Origin of the sequence: Luteibacter sp. 3190 (assembly GCF_031456385.1) — a bacterium.
Taxonomy (GTDB): Bacteria; Pseudomonadota; Gammaproteobacteria; order Xanthomonadales; family Rhodanobacteraceae; genus Luteibacter.
This window is the reverse complement of the sequence record NZ_JAVDUO010000001.1, coordinates 1,324,141-1,343,831: the sequence shown is the minus strand read 5'-3', so window position 1 is coordinate 1,343,831 and position 19,691 is coordinate 1,324,141. Positions and strand designations below refer to the sequence as shown.

The following is a 19,691-nucleotide window of genomic DNA, read 5'->3' as shown; positions in this document are numbered from 1 at the left end:
ATGTATACGCTCGCCAACAGCAACGTCCATACGACCCGCCATGCCGGCAAGATCGTCCTCGTCACCGGCGGCAGTTCCGGTCTCGGCGAGGCCACCGCCGAGCGGTTCATCCGCGAGGGCGCCACCGTCTACATCACCGGCCGTCGCGAAGGCGAACTGGCCCAGGTGGCGGCGCGCATCGGCGCCACGGCGATCCAGGGCGACATCGCGGTCGCCGCCGACCTCGACCGCATCTTCGACACGATCCGTGAGCGCAGCGGCCGGCTGGACATCCTCTTCGCGAACGCCGGCGGCGGCGAGTTCACGGCACTCGACCAGGTCACCGAGCCGCAGTTCGACAAATACTTCGGCATCAACGTGAAGGGCACGCTGTTCACCGTGCAGAAGGCGCTGCAGCTGATGGGCCCCGGCTCGGCGATCGTGCTCAACGGCTCGATGGTGTCGGTGAAAGGCCCCGCGACGTTCGGCGTCTACGCGGCCACGAAGGCGGCCGTCCGCTCGCTGGCGCGCAGTTTCGCCAGCGACCTCAAGGGCCGAGACATCCGCATCAACGTCGTGGCGCCGGGCGTCGTCGTCACCCCGGGTTACAAGACCGAGCTCGGCATGAACGACGAGCAGATCGCGGGCTACGTCGCCGCCATGGAGGCCATCACCCCGCTCGGCCGCACCGGCACGCCGGACGAGGTCGCCAAGGCCGTCTCGTTCCTGGCGTCCGATGAAGCCAGCTTCATCACCGGCATCGAGCTCTTCGTCGACGGTGGCCAGGCGCAGGTCTGACGACGGGACGGCGAAAGGTCCGTCACCAGATACGGATCCGTTCGGAGGGCGGCAGGTAAAGCCTGTCGCCCGGTTCGACGTCGAACGCGCGGTACCAGGCATCGACGTTGCGTACCTCGAACGTCCGCTGGTGGCCCGGGGCGTGCTCGTTCGTGAGTAGGACGTGCCGCAGACCATCCGCGGTGTACTTTCCATGGTTGTTCTGCGCGAAGGACAGGAAGAACCGCTGGTCGCCGGTGAAACCGTCGACGACCGGTGGTTCCTTACCATCCAGCGCCGCGCGATACGCGTCGTAGGCGATGTTGAGGCCGCCGAGGTCAGCGGTGTTCTCGCCCAGCGTGCGCTTGCCGTCGACGTGCATGCCCGGCGCGGCTTCGTACGCGTCGTACTGTTTCACCAGGGTGTCCTCGCGCGCCAGGAATCGCTCGCGGACGGCCGCCGGCCACCAGGGCGCGCGAAGGCCGTCCTCGTCGAACGTGCTGCCGGCCCTGTCGAACTGATGCGTGAGCTCATGGCCCACCGTCTCGCCAAGACGCCCGTAATTCTGCGCGGGGTCGGCATCGGGATCGAACGTGGGTGCCTGCAGGAAGCCGGCTGGCAGGAACAGGGCGAGGCGGGTGTCGTCGGAGCACGCGTTGACCGTCGACGGATACAGGCAGCGCCATTCGTGGCGATCGACCGGCACGTCCAGCTGCGCCACGTTCCAGTCGTGCTGCCATGCCTCGCCTCGGACGACGTTGCCGAACAGATCGTCGTCCTCGAACCGCAGCCCTTTGTATGCGCGCCAGGTATCCGGATAGCCAACCTCGATGATGACGTTGTCGAGTTTGCCGAGTGCGCGCTTCCTGGTCGCGTCGTCCATCCAAGTGACGTTGGCCAGCCGCCTGGCGAACGCATCGCGCACGTGTCGCGTCAACGCCTTCACCTCGGCACGCGCGGCGGGCGAGAAGTACCGGGCGGCGTAGATCGACTCGACGTCGTCCGGGATGAATCGGCGAATCAGGTCGGCTCCGCGCTCCTTCCGCGGTTTCGGCGCCGTCACGCCCTTCAGCACACCCTGATCGAAGGCGAACGCCAGATCGGCGACGTCATGCGAGAGGTACGGAGCATAGGCGTCGAGGAAGCGTACGATGAGGTAGGCGCGCAGCGTCTCCACGGACGCCTTTCGGAAAGCCGCGGCTCGCACCGCGAGCACCTCGGGTTCGTCGACGAGCATGGCGCGGCCTTCCGGCCAACCGAATGCGCGCGTCACCATCTGCCAGGGAACGCCGGGCATGCGCCGCTCCATGTCGCGCAGACTGACCTTGTCGTACACCGGTGTGCCGCCCTCGGGCGGTTTCGGCGCGGCGAGCTGCCGTTCGAACGCCAGCACCTCGGCCGCCAGACGCGGTGCATCCGGTACGCCGGCGCGCGCGAGCAACTGGCTGACATAGGACTGGTAGGCCTGCGCCACCTTCGCCGCATCGGCGGTGCCGGGCTGGTAGTAGGCACGGTCGCCCATGCCGAGGCCGTCACTTGTCCAGTGCAGCGCGCGGTGGCCGGGACGGCGGTCGTCGTCGTCGACGGTCCCGGACAGGAATGTCGAGACGCCGAGGTTCCCGTAGCGGCCCATCGCTTCGGCGATCGCTTCCTTGCTGCGCAGACTCTTCAGCTCCCGCAGCATCGGCTCGGCCGGCCCGACGCCCAGAGCATCCAGGCGGGCTTCGTCCATGAAGCTGCGGTACAGCGCGCCTGCGCGCGAGGCCGGGTCGGCCGCCAGTTCGTCGACGATCGAACCGAGCCGCTCGATGGAGGTCCGTCGCGCGTTGACGGTTCCAAACACGAACGGGGCACCGGCCGGTATGACGGTGTCCCTGTCCCATTGGCCGTTGGCGTAGAGGTAGAAGTCGTCGCCGGGCCGGACCGAGCGATCCATGCCGCGGATGTCGAACGAAGCGGCGGAGGCCGTGGCGCTGGCGATGGCCAGGACGGCGAAAGCGGATCTGAGCATGAGTGCGAAGAGGCGCAGGGAAGAGAATACGTATTGTTGGTGGGCGTCGTCCCACCGCAAGGAACGTTCCTGCTGTTTGTTGTCCTCGTTGGCGGTACCTCCACCGCGACTGGGCCTCTCCATGGCGTCGCACCGGCGCACGCCGGTGCCTACGGCGAGGTGGTCGGTAGTCGCGTGTAGTGCCAATGGCGAAATTCGTTAAAGATCCCGGTCGATCGCCGATAGCTCCGGCTACCGCCGTGCCTGAGGGATTCGAAAGGTTTCTCGGAGCGCCGTGACCGTGTTGGACCGGATACTTCAGGGGAACTTACGCATGCTCTTTTTCTATCGCACCGCGATGGTCTGCTCAGCGCTCATGCTTTCGGCATGTGTCGCTCCGAAATACAATTACGCGCCAAAAGCAACGCGCCTGAGTGAGCCTGCCGTAGGACAGATCGTTACCGCGTCGGTGGGCGATGAAATGCTGAAGCAAGGCGTGCTCTTCGAGCGCGAGGCCATTCTTCTTCAGAAGGATGTCAACATCGGGCTGTTCAGCCCATATACGCTTCACCACGGCTACTTCGTAAAGCAGGGTGAGAACAAGAACTCGGACTTCTATGTGCCGAGCCCTACAGCCGATGGCGGCCGAATCGAGAAGGCTGCTCTTGCTGACCCGTTTCAGGCCGTGCAGGCATACAAAGGCGACAACCGAATTTGCGTCGTGACAGTCTTCAATGCATCGGTCTGCAAGAAGAGCGATGACTTTCGCCGGGTCGTGAAGGCTATCGCTACCGATGAGTCATTCCAGCAGACATTGATCTACAGTGGAAAAATAGGTCAGAAGGTTAATATCGGTTATCGCGAGTTCTCGGGAAACGTGGCGCGACCAGCTTTCAGTAATGACGTCGAGTACGATTTATCGGAATCCGCGACCATAGGCTACAAGGGTGCGCGACTCGAAATTCTGGAGGCGACTAACGATCACATCAAGTATCGGGTGATCTCGAACTTCAACGCGAACTAGCCTCGGAATCCTCATCCGATCGGCGCCTGGTTCTTCGTGATGTGACGGCCGGTGGAGAGTGGCGAATAGATGCGTTTCGTTGCGTTCTCAGAGTCATCACCGGCCGGAGCGTCGTCTCAGCGCGTTGCCGATACCACGGGCTTACCGTCCCGGAGCTCGAAGCGGAACGCGTAATCGAGGCTGAAGGGGGACGTGCTCCGGGTGGTGCTGAAGTTGCCCCTGGCATCCTCGTGATCCTGCACGACCGTCATCGGGGTGTAGGTCCAGTGCATCGCCGCCTCGCGCGTCGCCGCGAAGAAGGCGACGTGCTGTGGGTCTCCGAGGTCGTCGAGGTCGCGTACCTCGGTGACCTTGCCCGCACCGTCGACGATGACCTTGGCTCGGATCGTCACGGGCGGCAGGTTCGCCGCGATCCAGCCCGGTGGGTACGCCGGGGGATCGTTGGCGACCGGCTGCGCACCCGATGCGTGCTGCTGGGTCGTCATGTGATATCGGGCGCCGCTCGAGGCGGGAAGCGCTTCGTAGCTGGAAGCGGCAATGCGCGCTGGTGGCGGTGCGGCCGGCATCGAAGCCCGCGGCCGTGCGCACCCTCCGAGCAAGGTGAGCGAAACGACGAGAGATTGACCGAGTACAAAGGTCATGTAGTGAACGCGGGGACGGTGAATGGACACGCTCGACATACCTCGTTACGACCTCGCCTGTGACTACCGATACGGCCGACATGACCAGGGCGATGATGTTCGTACTCTGGTCGACATGCAATCGGGTCGGCCCTAAGCAGTCGTGGCCGCCGAGTGCCGCCCCTCGCGCGGGGCCGAGACGTGTAACACACCATCAAACGTTCGCCGCGCCGCCTTTTACGCCGGAATCGCAGCGAGCTGCCGCTCGAACGTGCCGAGGTCGAAGTAGTCGCGCCACACGGTGATCTTTCCATCGACGAAGGTCAGCGTGCCCATGACCGGCAGCGAGATTTCGGCGCCGGAGACGTGACGGAAGAGGTCCAGGCGCTCGTTCAGCACGACGTCGCCCGCGGCGGCGATGCTGACCACCTGCCAGTCGACCGCGTAGTCGCGACCGACGCCGAAGTCCTTGTGGAACGTTTCCACGCCGCTCCGTCCGACGATGTCGGGCAGGGGCACGTTGTCGTAGAGCACATCGTCGGCGAGCATGGCCAGCGCGTCGTCGATGCGGCCGCCGCTCCAGTGGCCGAAAAAGAGGCGGGCGAGTGCCAGGGGGGACGTATCGTTCATCGAAGTTCCTCGAAAGACGACGGGACACGGGTCCCGTCGGGTTGAATGGGGCGTCAGTCGCAGCAGGCTACGGATACCACTCGCCGTCCGTGCTCCGATTGGAAGATCAGGGCGGCGGTCGCGATCGCCATGGCGCCACCCATCCACATCGTGGCGGCCACGCCGAGGTGATCGACGACGAGACCGCCGAGCAGGGCGCCGGTGCCGAGGGAGAGCTGCGCGATGGAAACGAACAGGGAAGCCATGCTTTCCAGGCGGTCGGGTGTGGCGCTGAACAGCCAGGTCTGCATGGCGATCGGCATCATGCCGAAGCCGACGCCCCAGGCGATGACGGCGACGACCGCGGCGGCGGGATGCGCGCCTGTCAGCGCGAGCAGGACGACCGACCCGCCGACGATGAGCGCCGTGATGCTCAGCGCCTTGCGCACGTCGCGGCCGGCGGCCCAGCCTCCGAGCGCGTTACCCGCGAAACCCGCCACGCCATAGCCAAGCAGCACGGCACTGACCGTGCCCGCGTGGATGTTCGCCACCTGGTTGAGAAACGGCGTCACGTAGGTGTACGTCGCGAACTGTCCGACGAAGAGCAGCGCGGTCGCCACGAGGCCCGTGAGCGCGATGCGATGCTTCAGCAAGGCCGGGATCTGCCTGAGGCCGGTGCCCGGCTGCGCCGGTAGTGAAGGCAAGCGCGCGGCGAGCGCGCAGAGCGCCACGAGTGCCATGATCGCACCGCCCGCGACCGACCAGCGCCAGCCGATCATGCCGCCGATGAGCGCGCCTGCGGGAACGCCCGCGACCGTGCCCAGCGAGACGCCCGAGAAGATGATCGACGTGGCGCGCACGCCTTCGGCGCCCGGGCGCAGCCGCGGCCCGACGGACCCACCGATCGTCCAGAAGCCACCGACCGCGATGCCGAGCAGCACACGACCGAGCAAGAGCATCGGCAGGTTGCCGGCGAGCGCGACCACGGCGTTGGAGCCTGCGAGCAGGACCAGGAGGGCCAGGAGCACGCTGCGCCGGTCGCGCCTTGCCGTGACGACGGGCGTGAGGAGCGCGGCGACAGCGGCGAGGAAGCCGGGCATGGTGACCATGAGCCCGGCTTCGCCGTCGGTGATGCGGAGGTCACGCGCGATCTGCGGCAGAAGGCCGACGGGAAGGAATTCGCTGGTGACCAGCGCGAACGCACCGAGCGACACCGAGACGACGGCGGACCATGGCGACGCGCGGTCGCCGGCCGCGACGGTAGTGTGGGCAACGGACATGGCGATTCTCTGGAAAAGGCATAGGCCTAGTCTGGGTGCCGCGACCGCACGGCGGTAGCGCACGGCCGCTCACATCACCTTCAACGGGCAGTTGAAGATCGATCGCTCCTGGGAGGGCCGATCTTTCGCGTCAGGCCTGCGATGACGCGCTCAGGAGCATGGCCGGCGCCCAGCTGTAATCGTGCACGTGCTCGACGTCGATGCGCACGAAACCGCAATCGCGCAGTTCGTCGATCCATGCGGCGATGGGCTGCTCCCAGTTGGAGGGTCGGGCGGCACGGATCTGGCCCAGCAGCATCGGTGCGAGGAATCCGCCCGCGACGAGTTCCGCGTCCGCGCCGTACTCGCTCGCCGCGCGCTCGTAGCGGCGGGCCAACGAGGCGCTCATCTCGTCGCTGGCCCACGCCAGATCGGGTACGTCGAACTCCACGATCGCCAGTTCGCCCACGTGCGGGCGGAGACGCCGAAGCGCTGCGCGCCGCGCCTCCGGAGCGACCGATTGCAGTGCGAAGGTGGACTGGGCGAGGTCCCAGCGATCGTTTTCGGTCAGGCTCGCGGCGAACGCCTCGAGCGTCGCCGCGATCGCGCGAACGGCCGGCCGCCGGGCGGTCAGCGACGCCAGAAGACCGGGATGCGGTTCGACGACGGTGACATCGGCCGGCGGATGCGATGCCTTCGCCAGCGCGGGAAGCAGGGCCATGCCGTCGCCGGTGCCGATGTCCAGCAGTGTCGCGGGACGCCGCTCGTCGTACACGGCCGCCAGCGTGTCACCGACCGACGCGTAGAGCGGCACGTTGCCGCCGGCCCGGATGAAGGTCTGGAAGGCGGCCGCCTCGTCGTACGCGCCATTCGTGGCACCGTCGTTCAGCGCGTGGAGCAATGCGCGCGCCATGATCGATCCGTCGCCGGAGACGCGCCGCAAGGCGTGGGTCGCATCGTCGTCGCGTCCGGCGACGATGGCGGCGAGGGCGGCGGAAAGATCGTTCAACGACATCGCATGGGTTTCCTTGTCTGTCCGCAGACATTATGTCGACCCCGGCGATGTTTGAGTACGCGGACCTGGGCACGGGATATCGCCATGAGCATCGACGACGAACGCGCGAGCATCATCAAGGACTTTCACGCAGCGGTGAACATGACCGCGAAGCGCCTCGAGACCTGGCTCGCGACGGACGAATCGAAAGCGGTGGGCGCTAAAGAGGGTGGACGCGAGTCGGTCGGCCACGCGTCGGGACGGCGTATCGTGCGATTGCTCGGCAAAGCGCAGCGCGATCTCACCGAAGGCGACCTCAGGCACATGCGCAAGGTGAATGGTTACGTGGCACGGCACCTCGCGCAGCGACCGGCCGGGAACGTGAAAGACACGCCGTGGCGTTATTCGTTGATGAACTGGGGTCACGATCCGCTGCGGCGATAGCGCCGGTGGCCGGAGACTTCGCGTCGCGCATCACAAAACGGTACGCTCCGCATCCCTGATGCATCCTGACCGAATCATGTCGACCATCCGCCTTTCGCGATCCGGCGACGCCGGGCTCCTGTTGTCCCTCTGGCTGCGCTCGGTACGGGCGACGCACGACTTTCTATCGGAAGCCGATATCGAGGCGCTCATTCCCGCGGTGCGCGATGGCGCGCTCGCGCAGCTGGAGGTATGGGTGCTGACCGGCGAGGATGACGAGCCCATCGGCTTCATGGGCCTCGATGGCGCGAAGCTCGAGGCGCTGTTCGTCGATCCGTCGCACGCCGGCATGGGCGTGGGATCGAGGCTGCTCGCGCATGCGCGCATGCTGAAGGGGGCGTTGACCGTCGACGTCAACGAACAGAATCCGGCGGCACTCGCGTTCTATCGCGCGCGCGGCTTCGTGGTGGTCTCCCGCTCGGAGACGGACGGCGAGGGCCGGCCGTTCCCGCTGTTGCATCTGGCGGAACCGACATCGAATCCGACGTAGCTTCGTCGGTATGGCGCGCGCCGCGTCAGGCGCGGCTGCGACGCCAGGCCGATGGGGTGCACCCGGCGAACCGCCTGAACGTGCGCGCGAAATGGGCGTTGTCCGCGAAGCCGCAGGATTCCGCGATGTCCTCGAGCGTATCGGTGGTCGTCACCATCAACTCCTGCGCGCGCTTGATGCGCATGTCGAGCTGCCACTGGTACGGGGCGAGGCCGGTCGAGAGCCTGAAGGCGCGGCTGAAATGCGCGAGCGACAATCCGGCCACACGGGCCAGTTCCTCGAGGTCGACGCGCAGCGGTAGCCGGTCGTGGAGGTAGTTCGTGACCCTTCGCACCTGCCAGGGCGCCAGCCCGCCTTTCGGTGTCTCGACCGGCCGACCGGGCCGCATCAGGCACGCGACGAGGCTGGCGATGAGGCTGTCGCCGTAGAGCTGCACGGAGGGGTCGTCGTTCTCGACGACCTCGCCGAGCAGCCGGAGGATCGAGGCGATGCGCGGGTCCACCATGCGCACCCGTGGCGCCAGCAACGCCGATCGCTGGAAGATGCCCTCGAAGCGTCGCTCGAGCACGTCGAGATCGAACGCTACCGTCGCGTCCTTCATGTAGACGATGTCGTCGCTGTGGCCGTAGAGGTCCATGCCCGCCGGAACCAGCGTCATGTGGCCCGGCTGGTATTCCACCTCGCAACGCCTGTCGGCCTTGATCCGCGGTTCGGCCCGGCCCGTGCCGACTTCCTCGAGCAGGGCGGAAAGGCGCGTCTCGTTTTCGTAGCACAGGTGGTGACACACGCGGCCCCGGCTACGTTGTTCGTGGATGTCGACGCGCGCACCCGCCCAGTGATGGTGGCGCCCCGTGATCGAGAGGACGTTCTCCGGCAACGGCTGGAGCCGCTCGGTACGTGAGAAGGGTGTCGCGGTCGTCATGGGTACGGTGCGGCGGTTCGGCGATGGCAGGGTAGGCGATGCGTTCGCGCATGCAAAGCCACTTTCGTGCGAATCGCCCGCACGTCGGGGGCAAGCCGTCGCGATCGCGGTCAGGCCGCCGCGCGTGCGTCGCGGCGCAGCGCCTGGGGACTGATGCCGTACCCACGCACGAAGGCGTCGCGCAGATGCTTCCGGTCGCGGAAGCCGGTCTCGCGCGCGATGGTGTCGAGGGCATGCCGGCCGCGCTCGACCATCGTACGCGCGGCCTCGAGGCGCAGGCGTTCGATCGCTTTCGCGGGCGAGGTGCCGGTTTCCGCCTGGAACACCCGGCTGAACTGACGCGCGCTCAGGTGCACGGCCGCGGCCAGTTCGTCCACCGACAGCGACCGGGAGAGATTGCTCCGCGCGAAGTCGAGCGCCGCCTGCACGCGATCGGAGCGTGGCGCCATGCGCAGCAGCTCGGAATGCTGGGACTGGCCGCCCCCGCGCCGGTGGTGCATGACGAGGACGCGCGCGACCTGGTTCGCCACCTCCCGGCCCAGATCGTCCTCGACCATGGCGAGCGAGAGGTCCATGGCCGCGGTCAGCCCTGCCGAGGTCCAGATGGCGCCATCGGCGATGAAGATGCGGTCGGCCTCGACCCGGGCGTCGGGGTGGCGCGCGCGCAGGGCATCGGCGAACGCCCAGTGCGTGGTGGCGCGGCGGCCGGCGAGGAGTCCGGCGGCGCCCAGCGCGAAGGCGCCGGTGCACAGTCCCGCGACGCGACGACTGCTCGTCGATGCCGCGCGGAGGAAGGCGAGCTCGTCGTCGGCGACGACCTGTGTCGTCGGATCGACGACGCCGCAGATCATCCACGTGTCCGCGTCCGTGCCACCGGTGACCGGATCCGTGCTCACGCGGCCGCCCAGGGACGACGTCACGCTACCGCCGGCCAGCGAGTGGTTCGTGACACGGTAGACCGGCTCCCGCGCGACGACGTTGGCCATCTCGAACACCGTCTGGGTGCCGAAGGCCATCACCTGGAAACCTTCGGTGAGCAGATAGCCGATCCGATGCATCGCGTGGTCCTGTGCCGTGTCCTGATTCGAGGTCGTTATTGTCGTTTATCCGCACCATAGCGACTTGCATAATGCAACCTTCTGTCACGAAAGGTAGCGCCATGAAAGCCATCGTCTACGACCGCCCCGGGCTTCCGGCCAGCGATCCCGCCGCTCTGTACGACATCGACGTGCCCCTTCCCGAGCCGGGCGAGCGCGATCTGCGGGTGAGGATCGAGGCCATCGCGGTCAATCCCGTGGACACCAAGCTGCGCGCGGCCGTGCAGCCGCCGGCGCCGCGCATCCTCGGCTGGGACGGCGTGGGCGTGGTCGAGAAGGCCGGCGCGGGCGTTGGCGGCTTCCGCGAAGGCGACCGGGTATGGTTCTCCGGCGACATCACGCGTCCCGGCTCGTACGCCGAGTACACGCTCGTCGACGAACGGATCGCGGGACACGCGCCGCGTTCGATTTCCTCCGCCGAAGCGGCCGCTCTGCCGCTGACGGCGATCACGGCGTGGGAGCTGCTGTTCGACCGTCTGCGCATTCCGGAGGGCGGCGGCGAAGGGCAGAGCCTGCTGGTGATCGGCGCCGCGGGAGGCGTGGGATCGATCCTCGTGCAGCTCGCGCGGAAGCTGACCGGCGTGTCGATCATCGGCACGGCGTCCCGTCCCGAGACGCAGGCGTGGGTGCGGGAGCTCGGCGCGCATCACGTGATCGACCACGCGAAGCCGCTCGGTCCGCAACTGGTCGAGGCGGGTCATCCGCAGGTGGATCACGTGATCAGCCTGACGCATACGGGCGATTACTACGCGCAGATCGTCGAGGTCCTGAAGCCGCAGGGTCAGCTGGCGCTGATCGACGACCCGGCCACGCTCGATGCGATGCCGCTGAAGCGAAAGTCGATCTCGTTGCACTGGGAGTTCATGTTCACCCGCTCCATGTACCGCACGCCGGACATGGGCAAGCAGCGCGAGCTGCTGGATCGCGTGGCGACACTGATCGATCAGGGTGTCGTGCGCACCACCGTCGGTGAGCACCTCGGTCGCATCGACGCCGCGAATCTGCGTCGGGCGCATGCGTTGCTGGAAAGCCATCGCGTGCAGGGGAAGCTGGTCCTCGAGGGGTTCTGAGCCGGATCGGGCGTGTGCCTCGCCGCGCCGCTAGCGGAAGCCGAGCAGGCTCGCCAGCGTGCCGGCGAGGACGCCGAACGCCACGACCGTCAGGGCGATGGTGACGAGGAGCTTCATCGGCAGCGAACGCACCAGCATCGCGAGCGACGGGAGGCTCACGGGCGGCAGGGTCATGAGCAGGGCGGCCGCGGGCGCGGCGCCCACGCCCAGCGCGAGCATGGCCTGCACGATCGGCACCTCGCCGGCCGTCGGGATGACGAAGAGCATGCCGGCCAGCGCGAGACCCAGCACCCAGAACCACTGATCGCCCACGTCGGGTCCGACGTGCGGAAACATCCATGCGCGCGCCGCGCCGAGCAACAGCACGATGACGAGGTACTCGGGGATCAGGCGCACGGTCATGCGCAGGAAGATCTGCCCCCAGCGCATGAGGACGTCGCCGAACGTGCGCGTTTCCGGTTCCGCAGGAGGCGTCGCGACGATGGGTTCTCCCGGACCGGCGATGCGATTGGCGAGCCAGCCCAGGCCGAAGACCAGGGGAATGCTCAGCGCCAGGCGAAGCCCGGTCCAGTGCCAGCCGAGCACGAAGCCGGTGAACACCAGCGTGGCGGGATTGAGCATGGTGTTGGAGAGCCAGAAGGCGACCGACGCTCCCGGCGCGGCGTTCTGTTTGCGCAGGCCGACCACGACCGGCGCGGCACAGCAGGTACACATCATCCCGGGAATGCCCATCAGCCCGCCCATCAGCGTGCTGCCGAGGCCGCGTCCGCCGAGCGCGCGATGCACGGCGCTCGCGGGGATCAGCGCCTGCAGCGCCGAGCCGAGCAGCAGTCCGAGCAGCATCGCCTTCCAGATCGCCTTGCCATAGGCCACCGCGTAACCGAGCGCCGCGTCCCACGACGCCGCCGGCGCGCTCGCCGCGTCACCCATCAGGATCGACTTGCCGATGGAATGATTCGCCGCCGCTTCGAACGCGCGCCCGTAATACGGATACCACTTCACGTAGAAGAGGCCCGCGACGGCGAGCAGGAGGAAGACGGACCAGCGCATGGTGGCGACGGACATGGGGACCCCTGGATTTGGCTCTGCGTTATGCTGCCGCACAAGCATACCGGCGCGCTATCGCGCACTTGTTGGAATCTGTCATGACTTTTCCACGTTTGACCGAACTTGCCCACGGCGGCGGCTGTGGCTGCAAGCTGGCACCGTCCGTGCTGCGCGACCTGCTCGCCGACAAGCCTTCCGCGATGCCCTTCGCTCAGTTGCTGGTCGGCACCGAATCCAGCGACGATGCCGCCGTCTGGCAGGTCGACGACCGCACCTGCGTCATCGCCACCACCGACTTCTTCATGCCCGTGGTCGACGACCCGTTCGACTTCGGGCGCATCGCGGCCACGAACGCCTTGTCGGACGTGTACGCCATGGGCGGCAAGCCGATCATGGCCCTCGCCATCCTCGGCATGCCGCTGGGCAAGATAGACACGGAAACGGTGCGCGCCATTCTCGCGGGTGGCGAGGCGGTGTGCGCGGAGGCCGGTATTCCCATCGCGGGCGGGCATTCCATCGATTCCGCCGAGCCGATCTACGGCCTCGCGGCCATCGGGCTGTGCGCACCGGGCGAAGTGCGGCGGAACACCGGTGCGCGGCGCGGCGACGCGCTGATCCTGACCAAGGGTATCGGCGTCGGCGTGTATTCGGCGGCCTTCAAGAAGGAAGCGCTGTCGAAGGACGCGTACGACGAGATGATCGCCTCCACGACCTTGCTCAATCGCATCGGGCACGAGCTCGCGAAGGATGACGATGTGCATGGCATCACGGATGTCACCGGCTTTGGCCTCCTCGGCCATGCGCTGGAGATGGCGCGCGGCAGCGGGGTTCGTCTCGCCATCGACCACGCGGCCGTGCCGTGGCTCGCGCAGGCGGAGGCACTGGCGCAGGCCGGTTTCATCACCGGCGCGTCCAAGCGCAACTGGACCAGCTATGGCGACGGCATCGCGTTCGCGGACGATCTGCCGCCGTGGCGCCGTGACCTGCTGACCGATCCGCAGACGTCGGGTGGACTGCTGGTCGCGTGCGACGCCGCGCATGCCGAGGCGATCCTCCGTCGCATCGTCGATGCCGGCTATCCGCGGGCGAGCATCGTCGGCGCGGTCGTCGAAGGCGCGCCCGGCGTCGACATCCTGTAGGAGCGGACCTGGCCGCGATGGCTTGTCGCGAAGCGCTTCAGGCCCTGTGGCTCACGGCTTCAACGACGTCGCGGCCAGGTCCGCTCCAACACGCTGCGACACGATGGCTTTTCGCGAGGCGCTTCAGGCCCTGTCGCTCACCGCTCCAACGGCGTCGCGGCCAGGTCCGCTCCCACGGGCCGCGGCTGAAATGGCGGAAGAGCATGGGAGTCGAACCCACCCGAAACAGTCTGGCTGCCTCACCCGGATTTGAAGTCCGGACGCCCCACCGGGGACGTTGCTCTTCCAGTGACGGTTACGGCGAGGGACCGCCGTAGAGGTCGACGTAACGCGGCTGGATCCGGCGCAACGTGCCTTGATTGAGCATAACACCCTGCCGGTCGAGGAACTCCAGGATCTGGATCGCGACCTTGCGGCCGCAGTCGAGGCGGTCGCGGAATTGCGCGGCGGTGAAGCGGCCATCCGCGGCGTGCGCCGCGATGTCGACGGCGATCTGCACCATCTCGTGCATCGTGGCGCGCAGGAAGAAGTGATCGTGCGCCACTTCGTCGACATGGCCCAGCCGGCCGGCGAACTTCAGCATCCGTCGGACCTGGTCTTCCGGCGTGCCGAGTTCGCCCGCGATATCGCGCACCCGGGGCGGCTTGAACCGCGCCTCGCCGCCGAGCAGTGGTGCCACCTTGTTCCAAAGCGCCTCGCGCTCGGGGCTCATCTGCAGCGAGTGGGAGGCCAGGCGCACGAAGGCACCGTCGCGAACGACGGTGCCGGCGACGTCGGGGTGTTGCAGCGCCAGCGCGAACGCGCCGGCCGTCAGGCGCGGCAGCACGGCGAGGCGGAGTTTCTCGCGCGCCATGCCCTGGACGTCCGGTTGGGCGGCGTGGAACGTTTCGAGGCGTTCGTTCACCGCCGCCACGAAGCGCCGCCACGCGGGCATGGCGATGGCTACGCGCTCGTCGCCGCTGTCGAAGCGCACGAGGTCCATGTCCGCGACGAGGGCGCCGAGCGTCGACGGCGTGAGCGCGCGATCCCGGGCGAATACGTCGAGGTCGCGCGCGTACGGCGCGATGTCGAGCAGGGCGGCGAGGCTCTCTCGTGGATCGGCGATCGCCATCGCCTCGCGCTCGGCGATTCGCTCGGGCTTGCGCCGCTGGCGTTCGGGCGCCCGCAGGTCGATGAACGTGCCGCCGCCGATGGTGCGTCGCGCGGACACGTCGCGGAGCACGTAGCGGTCGCCGACGGCGGCCGCGATCGGGCGGTCCAGCACGAGCTGCACGTCGGCCGTCTGCCCGGGCCGGACCTGTTCGCCCTGAAGCGGCACGAGGCGGACGCCGACCTCCGTGGCACCGTGATGCAGGCGCGCCGGGAACCACGCCACGGCCGACTTCGGCTCCCCGGGCAGCAGGTGCAGCCGGGCGTCGATGCGGTCGGTCGGCGCATGCAGCGACGGATCGACGACCATGTCGCCACGCTGGATCGCATCCTTCGCGACGCCGTCGCCGGCGAGGTTCAACGCGCAGCGATCGCCGGCGCGCCCCGTCGTCACCTGGCGATTCTGCGCGTGGATGGATCGCACGCGAGCGGCGAGGCCGGAGGGACTGATCGTGACCTGATCCTTCACGTGCACGCTGCCCGAGAGCACGGTGCCCGTGACGACGAGGCCGATGCCGGGCAGGGTGAACACGCGGTCGACGGCGAGGCGGAAGCGGGCATCGTCGCTGCGCTCGCCGAGTGCGCGCGCTTCCGCGGCGAGGCGCGCGCGCAGGTCGTCGACGCCAGCCCCCGTGCTCGCCGAGACCGGCAGGATGTCGGCCCCTTCCAGGACGGTGCCTGCGGTCGCTTCGCGAATCTGGGCCTCCACGTTGGCGAGCCGTTCGGGCGTGGCGAGGTCGGCCTTGGTCAGGGCGATCAGGGCGCGACGCGTGCCGAGCAGGTCGAGGATCGCCAGGTGTTCGAGCGTCTGCGGCATCACGCCGTCATCGGCGGCGACGACGAGCAGGGCGATGTCGATGCCGCTGGCACCGGCCACCATGGTATGCACGAAGCGTTCGTGGCCCGGCACGTCGATGAAGCCAAGCGTCCGGCCGTCGTCCAGCGGCAGGTAGGCGAAGCCGAGGTCGATGGTGATGCCGCGCGCTTTCTCTTCCTTCAGCCGATCGGTATCCACGCCGGTCAGCGCGCGCACCAGCGACGTCTTGCCGTGGTCGATGTGTCCCGCGGTACCGACGATCACGGCGCCTCGGCGCTCCGTTCCGCGAGCGTGGCCAGGAACGCGGCCTCGTCCGAGTCGGCGAGGCAACGCAGATCGAAGTGCAGCGCACCGTCCGCGACCCGTCCGATGATGGGTCGCGCGCCGGTGCGCAGGCGGGCCGCCAGCGCTTCGAGCGCGGACTGGCTGCCGTGCGCGCGGATCGTCAGCGCGGCGCTCGGCAGGGTGTCGAGAGGGAGCGCGCCCGAGCCGACCTGGCTGTGACAGTCGCCTATGTCGGCATGGAACGCCTCGCCGAGTCGCGCGGCGACCGCGGGAAGCAGTCGCGTCGCCTGCGCACGGATCTCGCCGACCGTGCGGGAGAGATAGCGCAGTGTCGGAAGGTGTTCCGCGAGACGATCCGGATCGCGATAGAGCCGTAGCGTCGCCTCGATGGCGGCGAGGCGCATCTTGTCGACGCGCAGCGCACGCTTGAGCGGATTGCGGTTGATCTGCTCGATCAGGGCGCGGTCGCCGACGATGAAACCGGCCTGCGGCCCGCCGAGCAGCTTGTCGCCGGAAAAGGTGACCAGCCGTGCGCCTTCCTGCACGGCTTCGCGCACCGTCGGCTCGCGGGCGAGGCCATGCATGGAGAGGTCGACCAGGCTGCCGGACCCGAGGTCGTTCAGCAGCGGCACGCCGGCCTTGTCGGCGATGCCGGCCAGCTCGCGCGCGCCGACTTCCGACGTGAAGCCCTGGATGCGGTAATTGGACGTGTGCACCTTCAGGATCAGGCCGCTGCGCTCGTTCAGCGCGTCGCGGTAATCCGCCGGGTGGGTGCGGTTCGTCGTGCCGACCTCGACCATGTCCGCGCCGGCGCGCGCCATGATGTCGGGCATGCGGAACGCGCCGCCGATCTCGATCAGCTCGCCGCGCGAGACGATCGCTTCACGACGCAGGGCGAAGGTGTTGAGGCAGAGCAGCACCGCCGCCGCGTTGTTGTTCACCACCGTGGCATCGTCGGCGCCGGTCAGTTCGCGCAGCAATGCGCGCACGTGGTCGTCGCGTTCGCCCCGCGCGCCCGTGCAGAGGTCGTATTCCAGCGGCACCGGGTGGCGCATGGCGTCGACGGCCGCCTCGATCGCGGACTCCGGGAGCAGGGCGCGGCCGAGGTTGGTGTGCAGGATCGTGCCGGTGAGGTTGATGACCGGGCGGAGGGTGGGCGGCGTGTCGAGCCGCCTTGCCGCCGCGTGGACGATGTCGTGCGCCGAGGGTGGCCGATCGCCCGCGAGCGCGCTCCCGTCCTGGCGCTGGAGGGCCTGGCGTGCGTCGGCGAGCGCGTCGCGGATGGCGTTCGTGGTGGCCTGGCGCCCGTGCCGCCCGGCGAGCGCCACCGCCTCGGGCGTGGCGAGGACGGTGGCGACGGCGGGTAGGTGGCGAAAAACGTTGTCTGGGTCGGCCATGGCGCGTGGAGTTTACTCGAGGGCGTCGTCGTCCCCCGCGAGGAGCAGCGGGTTCGGTGCGTGCCTCGAGTATCCCGCTTCGGCGACCAGCAGGTCGAGGCCGAGCGAGGCGAGGTCGTCCGCGTACGGGTCGACCTGCATGTCGCGCAACTGGTAGAGCAGCTTGCTGTAGGTATGGCAGTCGCCGCAGGTTTCCACCTTGACGACTTCCGGATCGCCCTCGATGCCCTGCACGGAGAGCTTCCGGGTGCCCTTGCAGTTCAGGCACACGGCACGGACGTGGTTCCACGACGTGGAGCACATCGAGCAGTACAGGAAGCGGCTGCCGGGCGTCGTGCCGCTGGCGGTGATGAGGCCCGACACGGAGGGCGAGCCGCAGCAGGGGCAGAGCGGGCGCTCCTCGAGCAGGCGCAGCGCGTCGGCGTCGAGCCGTGCGGCGGACACCGTGAAGTACACCTGCAGGGCCGCGGCGACATAGACCGCCGCGGCGGCGTCCGCCGTGGCGACGCGACCGCGCAGGAACTGGTCGGCGAGCGTCTCGATCGCGTCGGGCGTCATGCCGCGGAGTTGTGCGATCGCGTCGCGGGCCGGCGGCGGCAAGGACGCCGCGTCGATGCCGTCGAGCAGGCGGGTCAGTCCGTCGCGCCACGCGGCGTCGCGTCGGTGGCCGTCCGCGGCGAGCGGCGGCAGACGGGCGTCGACGGCACGCGCGACGTCGTCGTCGGCGAGCGTGGCACCCGGCGCGATCGCCGTGGCGACGTCGTGTTGCGCCCGCGAAAGCGTGGCCATGAACCGCAGCCACGGCTCCAGCGGGTGGCCGTCGGCCATCCCGTCCAGCCGCTTCGCCGTGGTGGCGAAGCGGGTGGCGGGATCGGGGAGGACGATCGGATCGGGTGCCTTGACGCCTGCGTGGGACGGGCCACTCCATTTGGCGTTCGGCGGTGCTTCGGCTTGCTTCACGGATTCTTCCTGGGTTCGGTCTTCACGCGTTGGCCGGACGCCAGCTGATAGAACCACTTGCGGTGATGGTGCCATGCCCAGCCTGGCGTGACGTAACCCTGCGTCATGCTGCGCACCGAGTCGCGGATCCAGATCGCGGCGTACACATGCACGATCCACACGAAGATCGCACCGAGCGCCGCCAGGCTGTGGATCAGGACGGCCGCGCGCTGCACCGGGATCGACGTCGCCTTGCCGAAGTAGACCTCCCAGATCAGCAGGCCGCTGACGAACAGCGTGGGGATCAGCAGCGTCATCGCCCAGAACACCGCCTTCTGGCCGCTGTTGTTGCGGCCGATCGGCGGCACGTTCTCGTCGTCGTTGGTCACCACGTGCACGATGGACTTCGACCAGGCGGCGTCGTCGCGGTTGAACAGGTTGGACCGCCAGAACTGCACGAACATGCCGATCCAGCTGATCACGAGGCAGCAACCGAACCACGGATGCACGGCGCGCGCCCACTGTCCGCCGCCGAACAGGCCCGAAAGGAAGAACAGGATCGGGTCGAAGAACGACAGCCCCGACAACACCAGAAGCACGAACAGGATGGCGTTGATCCAGTGGTTCACGCGGTTGACGGTGGTGTAGCGCGTGAGGGCTCGCTTCGGACGGGTCATGGCGTCTTCTCCTCTTCCTCGATCTCGCGCAGGGCCCGATCGGCTTCGGCCTCGTCCTCGTCCTGGACTTCGTTGGGACCGATGGTGACCCAGTGGAAGAACGAGCCGATGACGGCGGCCGCGATACCGATGACCGCGAGCGGCTTCAGGATGCCCTTCCAGACACGGACCGTCGGGCTGATGCGCGGTTCGTCGGGCAGGCCGGAGTACAGCGACGGCTTGTCGGCATGGTGCAGCACGTACATGACGTGCGTGCCGCCGACTTCCGCGGGATCGTACAGGCCGGCCTTCCCGAAGCCCCGGGATTTGAGGTCTTCGATGCGCTCGCCCGCCTGGCGGTGCATGTCGGTCTTGGAACCGAACATGATCGCGCCCGTGGGGCAGGCCTTCACGCAGGCCGGCTCGAGCCCCACCGTGACGCGGTCGGAGCACAGCGTGCACTTGTACGACTTGTGGTCGGTCTTGCTGATGCGCGGGACGTCGAAGGGACAGCCCTTCACGCAGTAGCCGCAGCCGATGCACTTGTCGCTGATGAAGTCGACGATGCCGTTGGCGTACTGCACGATGGCGCCGGGCGCCGGGCACGCCTTCAGGCAGCCCGGATCCTCGCAGTGCATGCAGCCGTCCTTGCGGATCAGCCACTCGAGGTTGCCCTGTTCGTTCTCGTACTCGGCGAACTTCATCAGGGTCCAGACGCTCGGACCCAGGTCGTTCGGGTTCTCGTACGAGCCCTCGAAGTGCCCGATCTCCGGGCGCAGGTCGTTCCATTCCATGCACGCGGACTGGCACGCCTTGCAACCGATGCAGCGGCTGACGTCGATCAGCTTGGCCACCTGGTCTTCATGGTTGCGCGCCATCGGCGGCGTCAGGGTCGTCGCCGAGCGGCGGACATAGTCTTGCGATTGCAGATCTGACATGTCGGAGGCC

At 68.0% G+C, this 19,691-nt stretch carries 19 protein-coding genes and 1 tRNA gene; 6 read left to right on the top strand and 14 right to left on the bottom strand.

The genetic code is table 11. The features are described 5' to 3' along the window. Window positions 1-777 carry an SDR family oxidoreductase gene (locus J2X58_RS06155; RefSeq protein WP_090053191.1) on the top strand — a complete coding sequence of 259 codons (777 nt, stop codon included), beginning with the start codon at window positions 1-3 and terminating at the stop codon, window positions 775-777. 22 nt (window positions 778-799) lie between these two features. On the opposite strand, the gene J2X58_RS06150 is transcribed toward J2X58_RS06155, so the two are convergent. Beyond that, window positions 800-2,767, bottom strand: a complete 1,968-nt coding sequence (locus J2X58_RS06150) for a M13 family metallopeptidase (RefSeq protein ID WP_310047019.1) — start codon at window positions 2,765-2,767, stop codon at window positions 800-802. 313 nt (window positions 2,768-3,080) lie between these two features. Between J2X58_RS06150 and J2X58_RS06145 the strand changes: the two genes are divergently transcribed. Then, window positions 3,081-3,770, top strand: a complete 690-nt coding sequence (locus tag J2X58_RS06145; RefSeq protein WP_310047017.1) for a hypothetical protein — start codon at window positions 3,081-3,083, stop codon at window positions 3,768-3,770. A 116-nt stretch (window positions 3,771-3,886) separates the two neighbouring features. Here J2X58_RS06145 and J2X58_RS06140 read toward each other — a convergent pair whose 3' ends face one another. The 4 genes from J2X58_RS06140 to J2X58_RS06125 all read right to left on the bottom strand — a co-directional run bounded on the left by J2X58_RS06140 (window position 3,887) and on the right by J2X58_RS06125 (window position 7,273). Then, the gene (locus J2X58_RS06140) at window positions 3,887-4,255 is read right to left on the bottom strand and encodes a hypothetical protein (protein ID WP_090053194.1); all 369 of its coding nucleotides are present in this window, start codon (window positions 4,253-4,255) and stop codon (window positions 3,887-3,889) included. A 372-nt stretch (window positions 4,256-4,627) separates the two neighbouring features. Next, window positions 4,628-5,020 (bottom strand): limonene-1,2-epoxide hydrolase family protein, encoded by a 393-nt coding sequence (locus J2X58_RS06135; RefSeq protein WP_090053196.1) that lies wholly within the window; start codon window positions 5,018-5,020, stop codon window positions 4,628-4,630. 53 nt (window positions 5,021-5,073) lie between these two features. After that, the gene (locus tag J2X58_RS06130) at window positions 5,074-6,279 is read right to left on the bottom strand and encodes an MFS transporter (RefSeq protein ID WP_310047016.1); all 1,206 of its coding nucleotides are present in this window, start codon (window positions 6,277-6,279) and stop codon (window positions 5,074-5,076) included. 130 nt (window positions 6,280-6,409) lie between these two features. Beyond that, window positions 6,410-7,273, bottom strand: a complete 864-nt coding sequence (locus tag J2X58_RS06125; RefSeq protein WP_310047015.1) for a hypothetical protein — start codon at window positions 7,271-7,273, stop codon at window positions 6,410-6,412. Window positions 7,274-7,357: 84 nt separating this feature from the next. On the opposite strand from J2X58_RS06125, the gene J2X58_RS06120 reads away from it, so the two are divergent. After that, a complete protein-coding gene (locus J2X58_RS06120; protein ID WP_090053200.1) occupies window positions 7,358-7,696 on the top strand; it encodes a DUF3140 domain-containing protein in 339 nt (112 codons plus the stop codon). 76 nt (window positions 7,697-7,772) lie between these two features. After that, window positions 7,773-8,225, top strand: coding sequence for an acetyltransferase (locus J2X58_RS06115; RefSeq protein ID WP_310047014.1), 453 nt, complete (start codon window positions 7,773-7,775; stop codon window positions 8,223-8,225). 25 nt (window positions 8,226-8,250) lie between these two features. On the opposite strand, the gene J2X58_RS06110 is transcribed toward J2X58_RS06115, so the two are convergent. Both J2X58_RS06110 and J2X58_RS06105 read right to left on the bottom strand, forming a co-directional pair. After that, window positions 8,251-9,147, bottom strand: a complete 897-nt coding sequence (locus J2X58_RS06110; protein ID WP_310047013.1) for an AraC family transcriptional regulator — start codon at window positions 9,145-9,147, stop codon at window positions 8,251-8,253. A gap of 110 nt (window positions 9,148-9,257) precedes the next feature. Then, window positions 9,258-10,205 (bottom strand): helix-turn-helix domain-containing protein, encoded by a 948-nt coding sequence (locus tag J2X58_RS06105; RefSeq protein ID WP_310047012.1) that lies wholly within the window; start codon window positions 10,203-10,205, stop codon window positions 9,258-9,260. A 101-nt stretch (window positions 10,206-10,306) separates the two neighbouring features. On the opposite strand from J2X58_RS06105, the gene J2X58_RS06100 reads away from it, so the two are divergent. Next, the gene (locus J2X58_RS06100; RefSeq protein ID WP_310047011.1) at window positions 10,307-11,314 is read left to right on the top strand and encodes a zinc-binding alcohol dehydrogenase family protein; all 1,008 of its coding nucleotides are present in this window, start codon (window positions 10,307-10,309) and stop codon (window positions 11,312-11,314) included. A 30-nt stretch (window positions 11,315-11,344) separates the two neighbouring features. Here the strand turns inward: J2X58_RS06100 and J2X58_RS06095 are convergent, their stop codons facing one another. After that, entirely contained in the window at window positions 11,345-12,379 is a 1,035-nt protein-coding gene (locus tag J2X58_RS06095; RefSeq protein ID WP_310047010.1) for a permease, read from the bottom strand. 80 nt (window positions 12,380-12,459) lie between these two features. Here J2X58_RS06095 and selD point away from each other — a divergent pair, with 80 nt between their 5' ends. Beyond that, window positions 12,460-13,500 (top strand): selenide, water dikinase SelD, encoded by a 1,041-nt coding sequence (gene selD, locus J2X58_RS06090; protein ID WP_310047007.1) that lies wholly within the window; start codon window positions 12,460-12,462, stop codon window positions 13,498-13,500. A 191-nt stretch (window positions 13,501-13,691) separates the two neighbouring features. Here selD and J2X58_RS06085 read toward each other — a convergent pair. The 6 genes from J2X58_RS06085 to fdxH all read right to left on the bottom strand — a co-directional run bounded on the left by J2X58_RS06085 (window position 13,692) and on the right by fdxH (window position 19,681). Continuing rightward, window positions 13,692-13,787, bottom strand: a tRNA-Sec gene (locus tag J2X58_RS06085). 8 nt (window positions 13,788-13,795) lie between these two features. Then, a complete protein-coding gene (selB, locus tag J2X58_RS06080) occupies window positions 13,796-15,730 on the bottom strand; it encodes a selenocysteine-specific translation elongation factor (protein WP_310047006.1) in 1,935 nt (644 codons plus the stop codon). Continuing rightward, window positions 15,727-17,148, bottom strand: coding sequence for an L-seryl-tRNA(Sec) selenium transferase (selA, locus tag J2X58_RS06075; RefSeq protein WP_310047004.1), 1,422 nt, complete (start codon window positions 17,146-17,148; stop codon window positions 15,727-15,729). The genes selB and selA overlap by 4 nt, the downstream gene beginning before the upstream one ends. A 12-nt stretch (window positions 17,149-17,160) precedes the next feature. After that, complete coding sequence (fdhE, locus tag J2X58_RS06070; RefSeq protein WP_310047003.1) at window positions 17,161-18,108, bottom strand: formate dehydrogenase accessory protein FdhE; 948 nt, start codon at window positions 18,106-18,108, stop codon at window positions 17,161-17,163. Then, on the bottom strand, window positions 18,105-18,764 hold the full coding sequence (locus J2X58_RS06065; protein ID WP_310047002.1) for a formate dehydrogenase subunit gamma: 660 nt from the start codon (window positions 18,762-18,764) through the stop codon (window positions 18,105-18,107). Before J2X58_RS06065 ends, fdhE begins: the two co-directional genes overlap by 4 nt. Continuing rightward, window positions 18,761-19,681, bottom strand: coding sequence for a formate dehydrogenase subunit beta (gene fdxH / locus J2X58_RS06060; RefSeq protein WP_310047001.1), 921 nt, complete (start codon window positions 19,679-19,681; stop codon window positions 18,761-18,763). The genes J2X58_RS06065 and fdxH overlap by 4 nt, the downstream gene beginning before the upstream one ends. Window positions 19,682-19,691: the final 10 nt, after the last annotated feature.